The following is a 15,918-nucleotide window of genomic DNA, read 5'->3' as shown; positions in this document are numbered from 1 at the left end:
ATTTTTTGCATCCGGGAAATTTTCAATGATCAGTCTGATTGCAGCGCTGGCGGTGGACCGCGTTATCGGTATGGAAAATGCCATGCCGTGGAACCTGCCTGCCGATCTCGCATGGTTTAAACGTACTACGTTAAACAAGCCGGTAGTGATGGGCCGCCTGACCTGGGAGTCGATTGGTCGTCCATTGCCGGGCCGTAAAAATATCGTTATCAGCAGCCAGCCGGGCACTGACGATCGCGTCGAATGGGTAAAATCAGTCGACGAGGCGATTGCTGCATGCGGCAATGCCGAAGAGATCATGGTGATTGGCGGCGGGCGCGTGTACGAGCAGTTCCTGCCAAAAGCGCAGAAGCTGTATCTGACCCACATTGATGCGGAAGTGGAAGGGGATACCCATTTCCCTGACTACGATCCGGACGAGTGGGAATCGGTATTCAGTGAATTCCACGACGCGGATGCACAGAATTCTCACAGCTACTGCTTCGAGATTCTGGAACGTCGTTAAGTGATTTTTTCCCTCTCCCGGCCGGGAGAGGGAAGTGCATATCAGGAGGCAACCGCCTCGTCTCCCCCTAAATCCAGCTGTCGGTTGGACGGCTGAACAAAGTAAGTTTTATCTTCCCAGCGTAAGCAGGTTAACTCTCCGCCCCAGCAGCATCCGGTATCCAGACCGTAGATCCCTTCCGGCGTTCCTTTTCCTTCCAGTGCAGCCCAGTGACCAAATACCACGTTGTACTCACTTGTCACCGGCCCCGGAATGGCAAACCACGGTTTTAGCGGAGCGGGCGCGCTCTCCGGCGTCTCTTTGGAATACATGTCCAGCTGTCCGTTCGGGAAGCAGAAACGCATGCGGGTGAAGGCGTTGGTAATAAAGCGCAGACGCGCCAGACCGCTGAGATCCTCGCTCCAGTGGTTCGGCATATCGCCGTACATGGCATCGAGGAAGAAAGGATAGGAGTCGCTCGCCAGCACCGCCTCAACGTCACGCGCACAGGTTTTCGCCGTCTCAAGATCCCATTGTGGGGTGATCCCGGCATGCGCCATGACCAGCTTTTTCTCTTCGTCGACCTGCAGCAGCGGCTGACGGCGCAGCCAGTTAATCAGCTCGTCGGCATCTGGCGCATCCAGCAGCGGGGTGAGGCGATCTTTAGGCTTGTTGCGGCTGATCCCGGCGAACACCGCCAGCAGATGCAAATCGTGATTGCCCAGCACCATGCGCACGCTGTCGCCTAGCGATTTGACGAAACGTAATACTTCAAGGGAGCCGGGGCCACGCGCGACTAAATCGCCCGTCAGCCAGAGTGTGTCCTGTCCTGGCGTAAAGTCGACCTGTTTTAATAATGCGATCAGTTCATCGTAGCAACCGTGAACGTCGCCAATCAGATATGTAGACATTAGATTAATGAATGAGTGTGGTTACGGCGAGACGGAACACAGGAATGGCAACGCGGAAATCATTGCCATCGACGTCGACCATTTCATAATGGCCTTGCATGGTACCCATCGGCGTTTCAATCACCGCGCCGCTGGTGTACTGGTACTCTTCGCCAGGGGCGATATGAGGCTGTTCACCGACCACACCTTCCCCCTGGACTTCGATTTCGCGGCCATTGCCGTTGGTGATAAGCCAGTAGCGCCCGCGCAGCTGCACGGGCGTCCGCCCCAGATTGCGAATGGTCACGGTGTAAGCAAAGACAAAACGTTCTTCATCCGGTGAGGACTGTGATTCAACATAAACGCTTTGTACATGGACACATACGCGGGGCGAATCAATCATGGCTTAACTCTCCTTCGGCGGCGCATTTTCGCTGATGTAATTAGCCAGCTTGCAGTACTGCTCTACGGAGATGTTCTCCGCACGCATTGCCGGGTCGATCCCAAGCTCAGCTAACACCTCAACGGTGAAGGAATTGCTGAGGCTGTTACGGATCGTTTTACGACGCTGGTTAAAGGCTTCAGTGGTGATGCGGCTCAGTACACGCAGATCTTTTACCGGGTACGGTTTCGTTTTGTGCGGCACAAGGCGCACAACCGCTGAATCCACTTTCGGTGGTGGTGTGAACGCTGACGGCGGTACTTCGAGTACCGGGATCACGTTGCAGTAATATTGCGCCATCACGCTTAAACGACCATACGCTTTACTGTTCGGGCCTGCAACCAGGCGGTTAACCACCTCTTTTTGCAACATGAAGTGCATGTCGGCAATGGCATCAGTATAGCTAAAGAGGTGGAACATGAGCGGCGTGGAGATGTTATACGGCAGGTTGCCGAATACGCGCAGCGGCTGACCCATTTTTTCTGACAGTTCGCCGAAGTTCATGGTCATGGCGTCCTGCTGATAGATGGTCAGCTTCGGCCCGAGGAACGGGTGCGTTTGCAGGCGTGCGGCCAGATCGCGGTCCAGTTCGATGACGGTCAGTTCGTCGAGGCGTTCGCCTACCGGCTCGGTCAGTGCGGCAAGGCCCGGGCCGATTTCGACCATCGCCTGGCCTTTTTGTGGATTAATAGCCGAGACAATGCTTTCGATCACGAACTGATCGTTAAGGAAGTTTTGCCCGAAACGTTTACGGGCTAAGTGGCCCTGATGGACTCGATTAGTCATTGAGTATTAACAATCATTTTGATGGCGAGATTAAGCGCCGTAATAAAACTGCCGACATCCGCCTTCCCCTGGCCTGCCAGATCCAGCGCAGTACCGTGGTCAACGGACGTTCGAATAAAGGGTAAACCGAGGGTGATATTCACGCCGCGGCCAAAGCCCTGGTATTTTAGCACGGGCAGGCCCTGATCGTGGTACATCGCGAGCACGGCGTCGGCATTATCCAGGTATTTCGGCTGGAAAAGGGTATCAGCAGGCAGCGGACCGCTGAGATTCATCCCCTTCGCCCGCATTTCGTTGAGTACCGGAATGATGGTGTCGATCTCTTCGGTACCCATGTGCCCGCCTTCGCCGGCGTGCGGATTCAGGCCGCAGACCAGCACATGCGGCTGCGGGATCCCAAATTTTGTCTGCAGATCGTGATGCAAAATCCCGATGATCTCGCGCAGGAGTTCAGGCGTGATCGCATCCGGAATCGCTTTGATCGGCAGATGGGTGGTCACCAGCGCAACGCGCATTTCTTCCGTCGCCAGCATCATCACCACTTTCGGACTGTGCGAGCGCTCTTCAAAGAACTCCGTATGCCCGGTAAACGGTATACCCGCTTCGTTGATGACGCCTTTGTGGACGGGGCCGGTAATCAGGGCGGCAAATTCGCCCTTCAGGCAACCGTCGCAGGCGCGCGCAAGGGTTTCAACGACATAGTGGCCGTTTTCCGTGCTGAGCTGGCCAGGAATGACCGGCGTACGAAGGGGAACAGAAAGAAGGGTGAGGGTACCGGCTTGCTGCGGTGCAGGCTGTTGACCTTCAACGTAAGGGATGAGCGTTAAAGGCAGACCGAGCAGCGCTGCCCGGTCTTGTAACAGTGTTGCATCGGCGCAGACAACCAGTTCTACTGGCCAGCTGCGCTGGGCAAGCTGGACAACGAGGTCAGGCCCAATCCCGGCGGGTTCGCCGGGCGTGATAACAACACGATGCTGTTTCATTAGTTGCTCAGCACTTTCACGTAAGCACTGGCGCGTTGTTCCTGCATCCAGGTGGCTGCTTCTTCAGAAAACTTACGGTTAAACAGCATGCGGTAGGCTCTGTCTTTCTGTGCTGCATCCGTTTTATCAACGTTACGAGTGTCCATCAGCTCGATCAGATGCCAGCCAAACGAAGAGTGTACCGGCGCGCTGATCTGGCCTTTGTTCAGCTTCATCAACGCGTCACGGAAGGCAGGATCGTAAATATCCGCCGCTGCCCAGCCCAGATCGCCACCCTGGTTAGCAGAGCCAGGATCCTGAGAGAACTCTTTTGCTGCCTTCGCAAACGAGGTTTTACCGCTCTTAATATCTGCCGCAATCTGTTCCAGCTTCGCACGCGCCTGATCGTCAGTCATGATTGGTGACGGCTTCAGCAGAATGTGGCGAGCGTGAACTTCGGTAACGGAGATATTTTGGCTCTGGCCGCGCAGATCGTTCACTTTCAGAATGTGGAAGCCCACGCCTGAACGGATTGGACCGACGATATCGCCTTTCTTAGCCGTGCTCAGTGCCTGAGCAAAGAGGGATGGCAGCTCCTGAATACGTCCCCAGCCCATCTGGCCGCCTTTCAGCGCCTGTTGGTCTGCGGAGTAGGTGATGGCCAGCTTGCCAAAGTCACCGCCGTTACGCGCCTGTTCGACAATTGAACGCGCCTGGCTTTCTGCTTCCGCAGCCTGATCGGACGTAGGGTTCTCTGGCAGTGGGATCAGAATGTGGCTCAGGTTCAGCTCTGTGCTTGCATCGTTCTGGTTACCCACCTGTTTTGCCAGCGCGTCCACTTCCTGAGGCAGGATAGTAACGCGGCGACGCACTTCGTTGTTACGCACTTCCGAAATCAGCATCTCTTTACGGATCTGGTTACGGTAGGTAGCGTAGCTGATGCCGTCATAGGCCAGACGGCTGCGCATCTGGTCTAAAGACATATTGTTCTGCTTTGCGATGTTAGCGATGGCCTGATCGAGCTGCTCGTCAGTAACCTTCACACCCATTTTCTGCCCCATCTGAAGAACGATCTGATCCATGATCAGGCGTTCCAGGATCTGATGGCGCAGCGTGGCGTCATCCGGAAGCTGCTGACCCGCTTCGCCCGAATTGAGCTTCACCGATTTCATCAGACCGTCAACGTCACTTTCAAGCACGACGCCGTTGTTAACCACAGCAGCGACTTTATCAACAACCTGGGGGGCCGCGAAGCTGGTATTCGCAACCATAGCGACACCGAGCAGCAGCGTTTTCCAGTTCTTCATACTTTTTCCATTTCAATTAACCGCAAAGCGGATTACGTTGCAAATCAAGCACATTACAAGGAACTGCGGTAAGGCAGAATGTTCGAGCGCAGCATTTTCTGCGTACCCAGACCGTAGTTGGAACTCAGGCCGCGTAACTCGAAGTTAAAGCCAATCACGTTATCGTATTTGCTCTGATTGTTTTCCCAGCCGTTAAGCTTACGTTCGTAACCGACACGCAGCGCGTAGCAGCAGGAGTTATATTGCAGCCCCAACATCTGGTCAGCAGCTTTATTGGTGTTAGTGTCAAAGTAGTAAGCGCCTACGATTGACCAACGGTCGGCGATAGGCCAACTCGCTGCGCCACCCACCTGCGAAATACCGTCTTTATACTGCTCGGCAGTACCATAGTTTGGTAATGTCGCCTGAATATATTCGGGACTGGCATAACGATAAGTCAATTGCACCATCCGATCTTCATCCCGGCGATATTCTATAGCCGCCGTGCTGTTAGCGATATTGTCGAGACGGGTGTCATACTGAACGCCACCACGCAGGCCCCAACGATCGGTCATACGCCAGTAGGTATCGCCAGCCCAAATCAGCGAACCCGTCTTATTATCTTTCTCCCACTTAATGTTGTCATCGCCCGTGCGAGACTCGGTGAAATAATAGATTTGACCAACAGAAACGTTAAAACGTTCAACGGCAGCATCATCATAAACGCGCGATGTGACCCCGGTCGTTAACTGGTTCGCTGATGCGATGCGGTCAAGGCCACCGTAGGTACGGTCGCGGAAGAGGCCACTGTAGTCAGACTGCAGTAAAGAAGAGTCGTAGTTATTGATATTGCTCTGATCGCGATAAGGCACGTACAGATACTGCATACGTGGCTCCAGCGTCTGGGTATAGCCATCCGCCAGAAGATCCATATCGCGTTCGAAGATCAGCTTACCGTCCATTTTGAACTGAGGAAGCGTACGGTTTACTGATTCTTCCAGGTGACCGGTATTGTTTGGGTTCGCGTTGTAATCATCTATGTTTTTCTGCTGATAGTGTGTCGCCATCAGCTTAGCTTCCGTGTTCAGACTAGCCCAGTCATTCGACCATGGAAGGTTAATGACGGGCTCCAGGTGAACACGGGTGGCTTCCGGCATAGAGGAATTGGTGTTTACAAAATGCACTGCCTGGCCATAAATACGGGTGTCAAATGGCCCTACGTCATTCTGGTACCAGTTAACGTCCAACTGCGGTTCGGCACCATAGGTACTCGCCGTCTGGCTTGAGAACACCTGGAACTGCTTACTGGTTACCGTCGCATCGAAGTTCTGCACCGCATAGCCAACGCTGAAGATCTGCGTTGCATAACCGTCGGTACTCGAACCGTATTTTGACGAAAAATCGTTAAAGTAGTTCGGGTCACTGACCTTGGTGTAATTGACGTTGAAACGCCACACCTGATCCATCACCCCGGAATGCTGCCAGAAATACATCCAGCGGTGCTTATCACCTTCAGTGGGATGCTCGTCCTGGAAGACTTTATCCGACGGCAGATAATCCAGCTCCATCAGACCCGCACCTGCCTGAGTCAGATAGCGGAACTCGTTCTCCCACATGACGTTACCGCGCTTGTGGATATAGTGCGGCGTGATCGTCGCATCCATGTTAGGCGCGATGTTCCAGTAATACGGCAGGTAGAACTCAAAGTAGTTCGTGGTGCTGTATTTGGCATTCGGGATCAGGAAACCGGAGCGACGTTTGTCACCCACGGGAAGCTGCAGATAAGGGCTGTAGAATATGGGGACCGGACCCACCTTGAAGCGGGCGTTCCAGATCTCTGCGACCTGCTCTTCGCGGTCATGGATAACTTCGCTCCCGACCACGCTCCAGGTATTTGAACCCGGCAGACACGACGTGAACGTGCCATTTTCCAGGATCGTATAGCGGTTTTCACCGCGCTGTTTCATCAGGTCTGCGTCACCGCGCCCCTGGCGACCCACCATCTGGTAATCACCTTTCCAGACGTTAGTGTCTTTGGTATTCAGGTTTGACCAGGCTTTCGGACCTTTCAGGATGACCTGATTGTCGTCATAGTGCACATTACCCAGCGCATCCACCGTTCGTACCGGCTCGGCCGCACCTTCCGGCTGCTTCTGGTGCAACTGCACTTCATCTGCCTGCAGGCGGCTATTGCCCTGGTTAATATCGACATTGCCTGTAAAGGTGGCATTGTCAGGGTAAGTCCCTTTTGAACTGTCGGCAGTAATGGTTACCGGCAAGCTATTGGTATCGCCACTCACCAGTGGGCGATTATAACTTGGGACGCCAAGCATACACTGCGAGGCGAGATCGGCCGCCAGCCCCTGTTGACTGTACAGGGCGGTGCCAATCATTGTGGCCAGGAGGGTGGGGATACGTTTTTTCATACGTTGTATTTTATTGTTCCGTCATCAGTGGCTACGGCTTACAAACGCTCAGAGACTATCTTACTCATCTGCGCAGTACCAGCGTTAATCCTGCCCGTTTGCGTGCCAGAGTGTTAGGCTCGCTATCGAATGACGAGTATGATAAAGCAAATTATAGGCGATGTCCTTCAATTGACCGTGACTTGAACACAGTGATGATGACGTTGCGTCGGCCAGGAATATGACTATCCGGGGAGTATATGCAGTATTGGGGTAAAATAATCGGCGTTGCGTTCGCCATCATCATGGGTGCCGGGTTCTGGGGAATAGTGCTGGGGCTTATTATTGGCCATATGTTTGATAAGGCGCGCAGCCGTAAAATGGCCTGGTTTGCCAACCAGCGCGAGCGCCAGTCACTCTTTTTCTCCACCACTTTTGAGGTGATGGGGCATTTAACCAAATCCAAAGGGCGCGTCACGGAAGCCGATATTCAGATTGCCAGCGTCTTTATGGATCGCATGAATCTGCACGGTGACTCCCGCCTGGAGGCGCAAAATGCGTTTCGCATCGGGAAATCCGATAACTACCCGCTTCGCGAAAAAATGCGCCAGTTCCGCAGCATCTGCTTCGGCCGTTTTGATTTAATTCGGATGTTTCTGGAAATCCAGATTCAGGCGGCCTTCGCCGACGGCTCGCTTCACCCTAACGAACGCGATGTTTTATACGTGATAGCGGAAGAGCTGGGTATCTCCCGTATGCAGTTCGATCAGTTCCTGCGCATGATGCAGGGTGGCGCGCAGTTTGGCGGCGGGTATCACCAGCAGTCTTCTGGCGGTGCCTGGCAGCAGGCGCAGCGTGGTCCGACGCTGGAAGATGCCTGCAACGTGCTTGGCGTAAAACCCTCTGACGATCAGACCACCATCAAACGTGCCTATCGTAAGCTCATGAGCGAGCACCATCCAGACAAGCTCGTTGCAAAAGGCTTACCGCCTGAAATGATGGAGATGGCGAAGCAAAAAGCGCAGGAAATTCAGAAAGCGTACGAGCTGATTAAAGAGAAGAAAGGCTTCAAATAAGCCCCTTTTTAGAATGATGAAGGGCCTGACAGCATGAGCTGCCAGGCCCTTTATACAGCGTTACCAGCTGTAGCGTACGTTCAGGCTACCGTTTACATCGCTGTAATCATTATCACCTTTCTGTCCGGAGACCTGGGCAATAACGCTCCATTGCTTGCTCACATTTGCCTGAATACCCGCTTTCAGCTCCGCACGATCGGCAGGAAGGTCCTGTTTGATCTGTGTGTCACCAAAGTTGACTGCCGTGTCTTCAGAGGTATGCAGCCAGTTGGCCTCCGCAAACGGCTGGATAACCGCGTCGTTCGACTTATTCATCTTGCTGTCAATGCGCAGGCCTAAACGGGTGGTCCAGCTTTCGCCGTTTTGCCCATCAATCGTCGTGCCGCTGCTGTCTTTGATGTCATCCGCACTGTAATCCTGCCAGACGACCTGTGCCTGCGGCGTGAGGCTCAGCGTGTTGTCGCCGAGTGCGATATCGTAGCGGTAGCCTGTTTCCAGCGAAACGGCGTTGGCGTTTGAATCGTAATCCGTTGAGCCAACATCACCGTTATCTACGCTGTTGTGGTACATCCCATACTGATACCAACTGTCGACATAGAAACCCTGATGCTGTCGGGCATCGGCAAACCACGTTGCATAGACTCCGAGGTTATAGCCATCGACTTTACCGTCAGCGCTAAAGCGGCTGCCGTCAGCACCTTTATTGCCAGTGCTGTCGCTGCTGGCGTTGATATAGCTACCCATAACCCCGACCACCAGGCTTTGTTCGCCGTTGTTCCAGGCGGCAACATCGCCCCCAATCTGGAACTGGGAATAGTTGCTGTCGATATCAATATTGCTCTCTGCCGCAGTAGACTGGTTCTTACCTGCTTTGAAACGCGCCCATGTCGTGCCGTTTTCCGATTTGAACTGACTGCCTTCTCGGTCTGACAGGGTCTGCATTTGCAGATCGCGAGCCAGCCACTGGTTGCTGAGGTATGAACCGATATCGGCACGATACTGAGGCGTTACGTCGCCATTATCACTCGTGGCCTGGGAACGAAGATACCAGTCCCCTGAGTCCTGATACAGGCGGTATTCGTAGGCGTTAATCTGGACCTGATTACCCTGAACAAAGGTGCCGTTTGATGCACCGCCGACCTGAATCACTTCAATACCGTTTTGGGTCAGTGCGCCCTGACCACCAACGTTGTTAATGTACAGGGTGGTGTTCCCGGACGTATTCCCCGTAATGTTAAGCATATCGGTTGGAGACGTGTCGTCGCCTAACTGCGTATTTAGCGTCACAGAACCCTGGTTGCTGGTGTAATCGCCGTTTACGATCAGCGTGTTGCCGGTCGTCGCACCATTGGTTCCTTCAATATTGCCGCTGACAATGCTGCCTGCGTTGCTCAGATCGCCATTGATCGTTAGCGTGTCGTTGAACTGAACGGTGCCCTTGCTATTAACATTGCCGTTCACCACACCGCTGGAACCGCCAAACGTGGCGCCTGCCGCGACATTCACGGCCTGCTCGCTGTTTTGTACGCCGATAACGCCGGCCTCGTCCAGCCAGAGCGTGCCCTGGTTGACATCCGTTGTGCCGCTGTAACTGTTTACGGCATTAAGGATCAGCGTACCTTGCCCCTCTTTGGTCAGCGATTTTCCGTCCCATCCGGTCGTGGCTTCGGCATTTTGATCGACAAGCGCCGTGCTCAGCGTAAAGCTGCCGTCAGGATTGTTCAGAGTGAATGTGCCGTGAGCCGCTGTTGCCGCTGGGTTCTGGCTGGCATACCAGGTTAATGACGGTGTCAGGACGTAATTGGTCACGTCGGCGGGATCAATGGTGCCGCTAAAGGTGATGAAGTCAACGGAGCCAGATGCCATGCCCGCGACGGTGAGGTTGGTAAAATTGCCATTGATTGCATTTTCAGCGTCAATCACCGTGAAGGCGCTATCCGCGGAAAGCGTGCTGGCACTACCGTAACCTGTAATATTTAGTGTGCCATCAAGCGTCGCATTCTGAGCGACAATCGGCGCATCGGTCGCGTTTGCGTCAAGATAGACATCAGTTTGGCTGTTAGCCCGAAGGGTGAGATTACCGACATTGAGTGTACCAGTACTGCCGTTTTCATCGCCGAGTGTGATGCGTCCGCTGCTGGTAAGATTACCGACGCTGGAATCGGCCGTCAGCAGCCATTGGCTGTTCGCATCCAGCGTCATGCTGACGTTATCACCGCTGGCCTTAACGGCGCCGGACAGCTTGCTGTTTTCAGCGCGAAGGGTGACTGCATCAGTGGTATTGGCCACGGTGAGCAGATTGTCTGCGTTCATCGTTTGCACATTCTTCACGTTAATATCGGCAGATCCGGAATCCACCGCAAAAGCACTTCCTCCTGACGCGGTTGCCGTAATGCTCCCTCCGTCAATCGTAGCGACATTTTTTCCACCGCTGAACGAGAAGGCGACATTGCTACCGGAAACGTTGCTGTGGGTGACGGTCGCGCTGCTGGCGCTTTCTAAGGCAATGGCAGCAGATTGTTCGCTGGTGATATCTGTGCTGTTCGCCTCAAGGGTTCCACCGTGAGTCATCGCCACTGCCCGCGAATTTTCTCCGGACGCGATCGCTGAACCGTTATTCAGTACGAATGTGCTCTTTGCCCCGTCAGAGGATATTGCGTCAGCATTTTTCCCATGAGTGACGATATGAGTATCAGTGAGTTCTGCGCGTCCGGTATTCATTATGCCAACTGACTGCTCACCGTAAGTTTCAACGTGGGATGCCGCTAAATTAAATGTGTTGGTATAGTTTTGAATACCAAAGCTCTGACTTCCGGTAGTGGTAATCGTGACGTTTGAGCCGGTCAATTCACCGTCGTTATATATACCTGCATTACCAAAATCTCCCGTGGTGTTTATATTCACATTGTCTAATGAAAGGGTGGCATATCGGTTAACAATAGCCCGAGCCATGCCATACCCGGAAGTCGTAATGGTCGCGTTTTTTATCGTCAGGTCTGCGCCATTCAATATCTCAACACCATAAGAACCCTCTCCCGTCGCCGTATAGCTCCCCCCGTCAATGGTGCCTTTTGCATTAGAGCTAAACAATACGGCAGAGGCGATCTCGCCTTCCGTCGAAACGGTAAGGTTGTTCAACATGGCTTCTGAGTTATCACCGACAATGGTTATCGCATGACTGCCTTCCCCGGAAGTGCGGATTGTGGATCCCGAATCATCGAGCGTGATTTTCGCTCCATTCGACACGGATAGCCCCATGCCTGCATCCCCGGTTGTGGATATCGTTAAGGCGCCGTTATCGGTGACGATGACATCAGAGCCAGAGGCGGATACCGCCGAGGTATTAGGGCTCGTCGTTGAATATTCACCACTGATGGTGTTATTACCCGGGGCTGCAACAAACGTCGTGTCACTGGCGTGTGCGGTACTCACAACACCTGACAAGATAAACGTTGCGATCGCGCTTCCGGCGCGTACGCAGGATTTAACTTTGCTGTCCCCTTTTGAAAACTCCGAGGCAACGATGTACATATTTCTGGCGCAATTCCAGACGATGTTATACGAACGGTTCATACACTTCCTTGTGAATCAATGAGTAAACTAAGTGTGGCTGTTGAGTAGAAAAATAACTCCGTTTGGATAGGGTAGAGTTAGTATTTCCTTAAAATGAGCTGGATTATCAGTAATAAATTGCATCGTGTTCAATTTAATATTTTTTAATCCAAACCTTAGTCTTTCTAAAAATACTGAGTGTTATTTAAGGAAGAGATAATTATCGTGAATGAACTTGGGCGGGTTTTCAGATGAGCAGGGGAGATATATATGCTGTGTGAATATTTACCGTCGACAGTGAGCTGACAGTAAATATTCACATCAGGAATTTAAAAATCGACCGGGGCTTTAAACGTCATCGCGTTACCGAAGGCCGGATGGGTGATGGTAAGCGTCTGCGCGTGCAGCTGCAGACGTGGCGCTAAGGCCAGCGCTTCAGGCGGCGCGTAAAAGCGGTCGCCCAGAATCGGATGACCCAGCGCAAGCATATGCACGCGCAGCTGGTGTGAACGTCCAGTAATCGGCTTAAGCAGGACGCGCGCGGTATTATCCGGCGCGTACTCAAGCACTTCATACTCGGTTTGCGCGGCCTTACCGGTTTCATAACACACCTTCTGCTTTGGCCGATTCGGCCAGTCGCAGATCAGCGGTAAATCCACCAGCCCTTCCGCCTGCGCCGGGTGACCCCAGACGCGGGCGACATACTGCTTCTTCGGCTCGCGCTCGCGGAACTGGCGCTTCAGCTCGCGTTCTGCCGCTTTGTTCAGCGCCACCACAATCACGCCGCTGGTCGCCATGTCCAGGCGATGGACCGACTCCGCCTGAGGATAATCGCGCTGAATGCGCGTCATCACGCTGTCTTTGTGCTCATCCAGACGACCCGGCACGGACAACAGCCCGCTGGGCTTGTTGACTACCATAATGTGTTCATCCTGATACAGAATGACCAGCCAGGGATCCTGCGGCGGATTGTACGGCTCCATCACCATCTTGCGCTCCGTTTACTGATGCGTCACAACGATAAGACGCAGGGCATCCAGACGCCAGCTTGCCTGATCCAGGCTTTCCAGCACCTGCTGACGGTTGCTTTCAATCGCCGCCAGCTCGTCGTCACGGATGTTCGGGTTCACGGCCTTCAACGCCTCCAGACGCGACAGCTCTGCAGACAGTTTCTCGTCGGCTTCACTGCGCGCGGCGTCAATCAGCGCTCTGGCCGCTTTTTCAATCTGGGTTTCACCCTGCTGGAGAATGGCATGCACGTCCTGCTGCACCGCATTGACCAGCTTGCTGCCGGTATGGCGGTTCACCGCGCTCAGCTGGCGGTTGAAACTCTCAAATTCAACCTGTCCTGCGAGGTTCGTGCCGTTTTTATCCAGCAGCAGACGCACCGGCGTTGGTGGCAGGAAGCGGTTGAGCTGCAGCTGTTTCGGCGCCTGCGCTTCCACAACGTAGATCAGCTCCAGCAGCAGCGTGCCTACGGGCAGCGCCTTGTTTTTCAACAGCGAGATGGTGCTGCTGCCGGTATCGCCAGAGAGGATCAGATCCAGCCCGTTACGGATCAGCGGGTGTTCCCAGGTGATGAACTGGGCATCTTCGCGGGACAGCGCCACATCACGCTCGAAGGTGATGGTGCAGCCATCTTCCGGCAGGCCCGGGAAATCTGGCACCAGCATGTGATCGGACGGGGTCAGGACAATCAGGTTCTCGCCGCGGTCGTCCTGGTTAATGCCCACGATGTCGAACAGGTTCATGGAGAAGCTGATGAGGCTGGTGTCATCATCCTGCTCTTCAATGCTCTCAGCCAGCGCCTGCGCTTTTTCCCCGCCGTTGGAGTGGATCTCCAGCAGGCGGTCGCGGCCTTGTTCAAGCTGCGCTTTCAGCGCGTCGTGCTTCTCGCGGCAGGACTTAATCAGATCGTCAAAGCCGTCGGTGTTTTCCGGCGCGGCCAGATAGCCGATCAGATCGCCGTGCACCTGATCGTAAATGGTGCGGCCCGTCGGGCAGGTATGTTCAAACGCATCCAGACCTTCGTGGAACCAGCGCACCAGCACGGACTGGGCCGTTTTTTCCAGATACGGCACGTGGATCTGAATATCGTGCGCCTGACCGATACGATCCAGACGGCCAATACGCTGCTCCAGCAGATCCGGGTTGAACGGCAGATCGAACATCACCAGGTTGCTGGCGAACTGGAAGTTACGGCCTTCAGAACCGATTTCAGAGCAGAGCATAACCTGAGCGCCGCTGTCCTCTTCGGCAAACCACGCCGCAGCGCGGTCGCGTTCAACGATGGACATGCCTTCGTGGAACACGGCGGCGCGAATGCCTTCGCGCTCGCGCAGGACCTGCTCCAGCTGCAGCGCGGTGGCCGCCTTGGCGCAGATCACCAGCACCTTCTGGGAGCGGTGCGCGGTCAGGTAGCCCATCAGCCACTCTACGCGCGGATCGAAGTTCCACCAGGTGCCGGTATCGCCTTCAAATTCCTGGTAGATTTGTTCCGGGTAGAGCATGTCGCGGGCGCGCTCTTCCTGCGTTTTGCGCGCGCCCATGATGCCGGAAACTTTAATTGCCGTCTGATACTGCGTCGGCAGCGGCAGCTTAATGGTATGCAGCTCGCGTTTCGGGAACCCTTTCACACCGTTACGGGTGTTACGGAACAGGACGCGACTGGTGCCGTGGCGATCCATCAGCATGTCGATCAGCTCTTTACGCGCGGATTCCGCGTTGTCGCTGTCGCTGTTAGCGGCCTGCAGCAGCGGCTCGATATCCTGCTCGCCAATCAGATCGCTCAGGGTGTTGAGTTCATCATCAGAAAGACGCTTGCCCGCCAGCAGCAGCGCGACGGCATCCGCAACCGGACGGTAGTTATTCTGTTCTTCCACAAACTGCCCGAAGTCGTGGAAACGGTTTGGATCGAGCAGGCGCAGACGGGCGAAGTGGCTTTCCAGACCCAGCTGTTCCGGCGTAGCGGTCAACAGCAGGACGCCAGGCACGCGCTCGGCAAGCTGCTCGATAGCCATATATTCGCGGCTCGGCGCGTCTTCGCTCCAGACCAGGTGGTGCGCTTCGTCGACCACCATCAGGTCCCACTCGGCATCGCACAAATGCTCAAGACGCTGCTTGCTGCGGCGCACGAAGTCCAGGGAGCAGATCACCAGCTGTTCGGTTTCAAACGGGTTGTCCGCATCGTGCTGGGCTTCGGCGTAGCGTTCGTCATCGAACAGAGAGAAGCGCAGGTTAAAGCGGCGCAGCATCTCAACCAGCCACTGGTGCTGTAAGGTTTCTGGCACCACAATCAGCACGCGCTCGGCAGCGCCGGAAAGCAGCTGTTGGTGCAGGATCATACCCGCTTCGATGGTTTTACCCAGGCCCACTTCATCTGCCAGCAGCACGCGCGGCGCATGGCGACGGCCCACGTCATGGGCGATGTTCAGCTGGTGGGGGATCAGGCTGGTGCGCTGGCCGCGCAGGCCGCTCCAGGGCATGCGGTACTGTTCACTCTGGAACTTACGCGCGCGATAGCGCAGGGAGAAGCGATCCATACGGTCGATTTGCCCGGCAAACAGGCGGTCCTGCGGCTTGCTGAACACCAGCTTGCTGTCGAGCAGCACTTCGCGCAGGATGACATTGGCCTCGTCGGTGTCCAGGCGAGTGCCGATGTAGGCGAGCAGTCCATTCTCTTCTTTTACGTCTTCAATCTTGAGCTGCCAGCCGTCGTGGCTGGTCACGGTGTCACCCGGATTAAACATCACGCGGGTTACAGGGGAGTCATTGCGGGCGTACAGGCGGTTTTCACCGGTGGCAGGGAAGAGGAGGGTAACCATGCGCGCATCAACGGCAACGACGGTTCCTAATCCAAGTTCGCTTTCTGTATCGCTGATCCAGCGTTGACCAAGTGTAAAAGGCATAGTTGTTCGGCTCTAATCTTTAATTGCAGGCAATAGTTCGACCACCGTCAAAAAAGACGGTCATCGAAAAATGGGTCCGGGAATGGAAAGGGCGCTATGGTACTGGATGGCAGCCATTTCGTCACGC

11 protein-coding genes are annotated in these 15,918 nt (G+C 54.6%); 2 read left to right on the top strand and 9 right to left on the bottom strand.

Annotation, left to right across the window (positions count from 1 at the left end):
• Positions 1-25 precede the first annotated feature (25 nt).
• Entirely contained in the window at positions 26-505 is a 480-nt protein-coding gene (folA, locus tag B498_RS07785; protein ID WP_008502023.1) for a type 3 dihydrofolate reductase, read from the top strand.
• A gap of 41 nt (positions 506-546) precedes the next feature.
• Here the strand turns inward: folA and apaH are convergent, their stop codons facing one another.
• Genes apaH through lptD form a run of 6 tightly spaced genes read right to left on the bottom strand, consistent with a single transcriptional unit; the run spans position 547 to position 7,276 of the window.
• On the bottom strand, positions 547-1,395 hold the full coding sequence (gene apaH, locus B498_RS07790) for a bis(5'-nucleosyl)-tetraphosphatase (symmetrical) ApaH (RefSeq protein WP_008502022.1): 849 nt from the start codon (positions 1,393-1,395) through the stop codon (positions 547-549).
• 4 nt (positions 1,396-1,399) lie between these two features.
• The gene (gene apaG / locus B498_RS07795; RefSeq protein ID WP_008502021.1) at positions 1,400-1,777 is read right to left on the bottom strand and encodes a Co2+/Mg2+ efflux protein ApaG; all 378 of its coding nucleotides are present in this window, start codon (positions 1,775-1,777) and stop codon (positions 1,400-1,402) included.
• 3 nt (positions 1,778-1,780) lie between these two features.
• Complete coding sequence (rsmA, locus tag B498_RS07800; protein ID WP_008502020.1) at positions 1,781-2,602, bottom strand: 16S rRNA (adenine(1518)-N(6)/adenine(1519)-N(6))-dimethyltransferase RsmA; 822 nt, start codon at positions 2,600-2,602, stop codon at positions 1,781-1,783.
• Positions 2,599-3,585, bottom strand: coding sequence for a 4-hydroxythreonine-4-phosphate dehydrogenase PdxA (gene pdxA, locus B498_RS07805; protein ID WP_008502019.1), 987 nt, complete (start codon positions 3,583-3,585; stop codon positions 2,599-2,601). Before pdxA ends, rsmA begins: the two co-directional genes overlap by 4 nt.
• Positions 3,585-4,871, bottom strand: coding sequence for a peptidylprolyl isomerase SurA (surA, locus tag B498_RS07810; protein ID WP_008502018.1), 1,287 nt, complete (start codon positions 4,869-4,871; stop codon positions 3,585-3,587). Before surA ends, pdxA begins: the two co-directional genes overlap by 1 nt.
• A gap of 53 nt (positions 4,872-4,924) precedes the next feature.
• A complete protein-coding gene (gene lptD, locus B498_RS07815) occupies positions 4,925-7,276 on the bottom strand; it encodes an LPS assembly protein LptD (protein WP_008502017.1) in 2,352 nt (783 codons plus the stop codon).
• 239 nt (positions 7,277-7,515) lie between these two features.
• Between lptD and djlA the strand changes: the two genes are divergently transcribed.
• Entirely contained in the window at positions 7,516-8,331 is an 816-nt protein-coding gene (gene djlA / locus B498_RS07820; protein WP_008502016.1) for a co-chaperone DjlA, read from the top strand.
• A gap of 60 nt (positions 8,332-8,391) precedes the next feature.
• Here the strand turns inward: djlA and B498_RS0121525 are convergent, their stop codons facing one another.
• The 3 genes from B498_RS0121525 to rapA form a co-directional block, all read right to left on the bottom strand.
• A complete protein-coding gene (locus B498_RS0121525; protein ID WP_008502015.1) occupies positions 8,392-11,904 on the bottom strand; it encodes an autotransporter outer membrane beta-barrel domain-containing protein in 3,513 nt (1,170 codons plus the stop codon).
• Between the two features lie 308 nt (positions 11,905-12,212).
• Positions 12,213-12,872: a bifunctional tRNA pseudouridine(32) synthase/23S rRNA pseudouridine(746) synthase RluA gene (gene rluA, locus B498_RS07825; RefSeq protein ID WP_008502014.1), complete on the bottom strand. Its 660-nt coding sequence runs from the start codon at positions 12,870-12,872 to the stop codon at positions 12,213-12,215.
• Positions 12,873-12,884: 12 nt separating this feature from the next.
• Positions 12,885-15,791: an RNA polymerase-associated protein RapA gene (gene rapA / locus B498_RS07830; protein WP_008502013.1), complete on the bottom strand. Its 2,907-nt coding sequence runs from the start codon at positions 15,789-15,791 to the stop codon at positions 12,885-12,887.
• Positions 15,792-15,918 lie beyond the last annotated feature (127 nt).

Source organism: Enterobacter sp. SST3 (assembly GCF_000286655.1).
GTDB lineage: Bacteria > Pseudomonadota > Gammaproteobacteria > Enterobacterales > Enterobacteriaceae > Enterobacter > Enterobacter roggenkampii.
This window is presented reverse-complemented; position numbering and strand designations above follow the sequence as displayed.

Coding starts and splice junctions, on each gene's coding strand:
- apaH (WP_008502022.1), bottom strand. CDS start 1,395: ATGTCTACATATCTGATTGGCGACGTTCACGGTTGCTACGATGAACTG.
- folA (WP_008502023.1), top strand. CDS start 26: ATGATCAGTCTGATTGCAGCGCTGGCGGTGGACCGCGTTATCGGTATG.
- rapA (WP_008502013.1), bottom strand. CDS start 15,791: ATGCCTTTTACACTTGGTCAACGCTGGATCAGCGATACAGAAAGCGAA.
- pdxA (WP_008502019.1), bottom strand. CDS start 3,585: ATGAAACAGCATCGTGTTGTTATCACGCCCGGCGAACCCGCCGGGATT.
- apaG (WP_008502021.1), bottom strand. CDS start 1,777: ATGATTGATTCGCCCCGCGTATGTGTCCATGTACAAAGCGTTTATGTT.
- djlA (WP_008502016.1), top strand. CDS start 7,516: ATGCAGTATTGGGGTAAAATAATCGGCGTTGCGTTCGCCATCATCATG.
- rluA (WP_008502014.1), bottom strand. CDS start 12,872: ATGGTGATGGAGCCGTACAATCCGCCGCAGGATCCCTGGCTGGTCATT.
- surA (WP_008502018.1), bottom strand. CDS start 4,871: ATGAAGAACTGGAAAACGCTGCTGCTCGGTGTCGCTATGGTTGCGAAT.
- B498_RS0121525 (WP_008502015.1), bottom strand. CDS start 11,904: ATGAACCGTTCGTATAACATCGTCTGGAATTGCGCCAGAAATATGTAC.
- rsmA (WP_008502020.1), bottom strand. CDS start 2,602: ATGACTAATCGAGTCCATCAGGGCCACTTAGCCCGTAAACGTTTCGGG.
- lptD (WP_008502017.1), bottom strand. CDS start 7,276: ATGAAAAAACGTATCCCCACCCTCCTGGCCACAATGATTGGCACCGCC.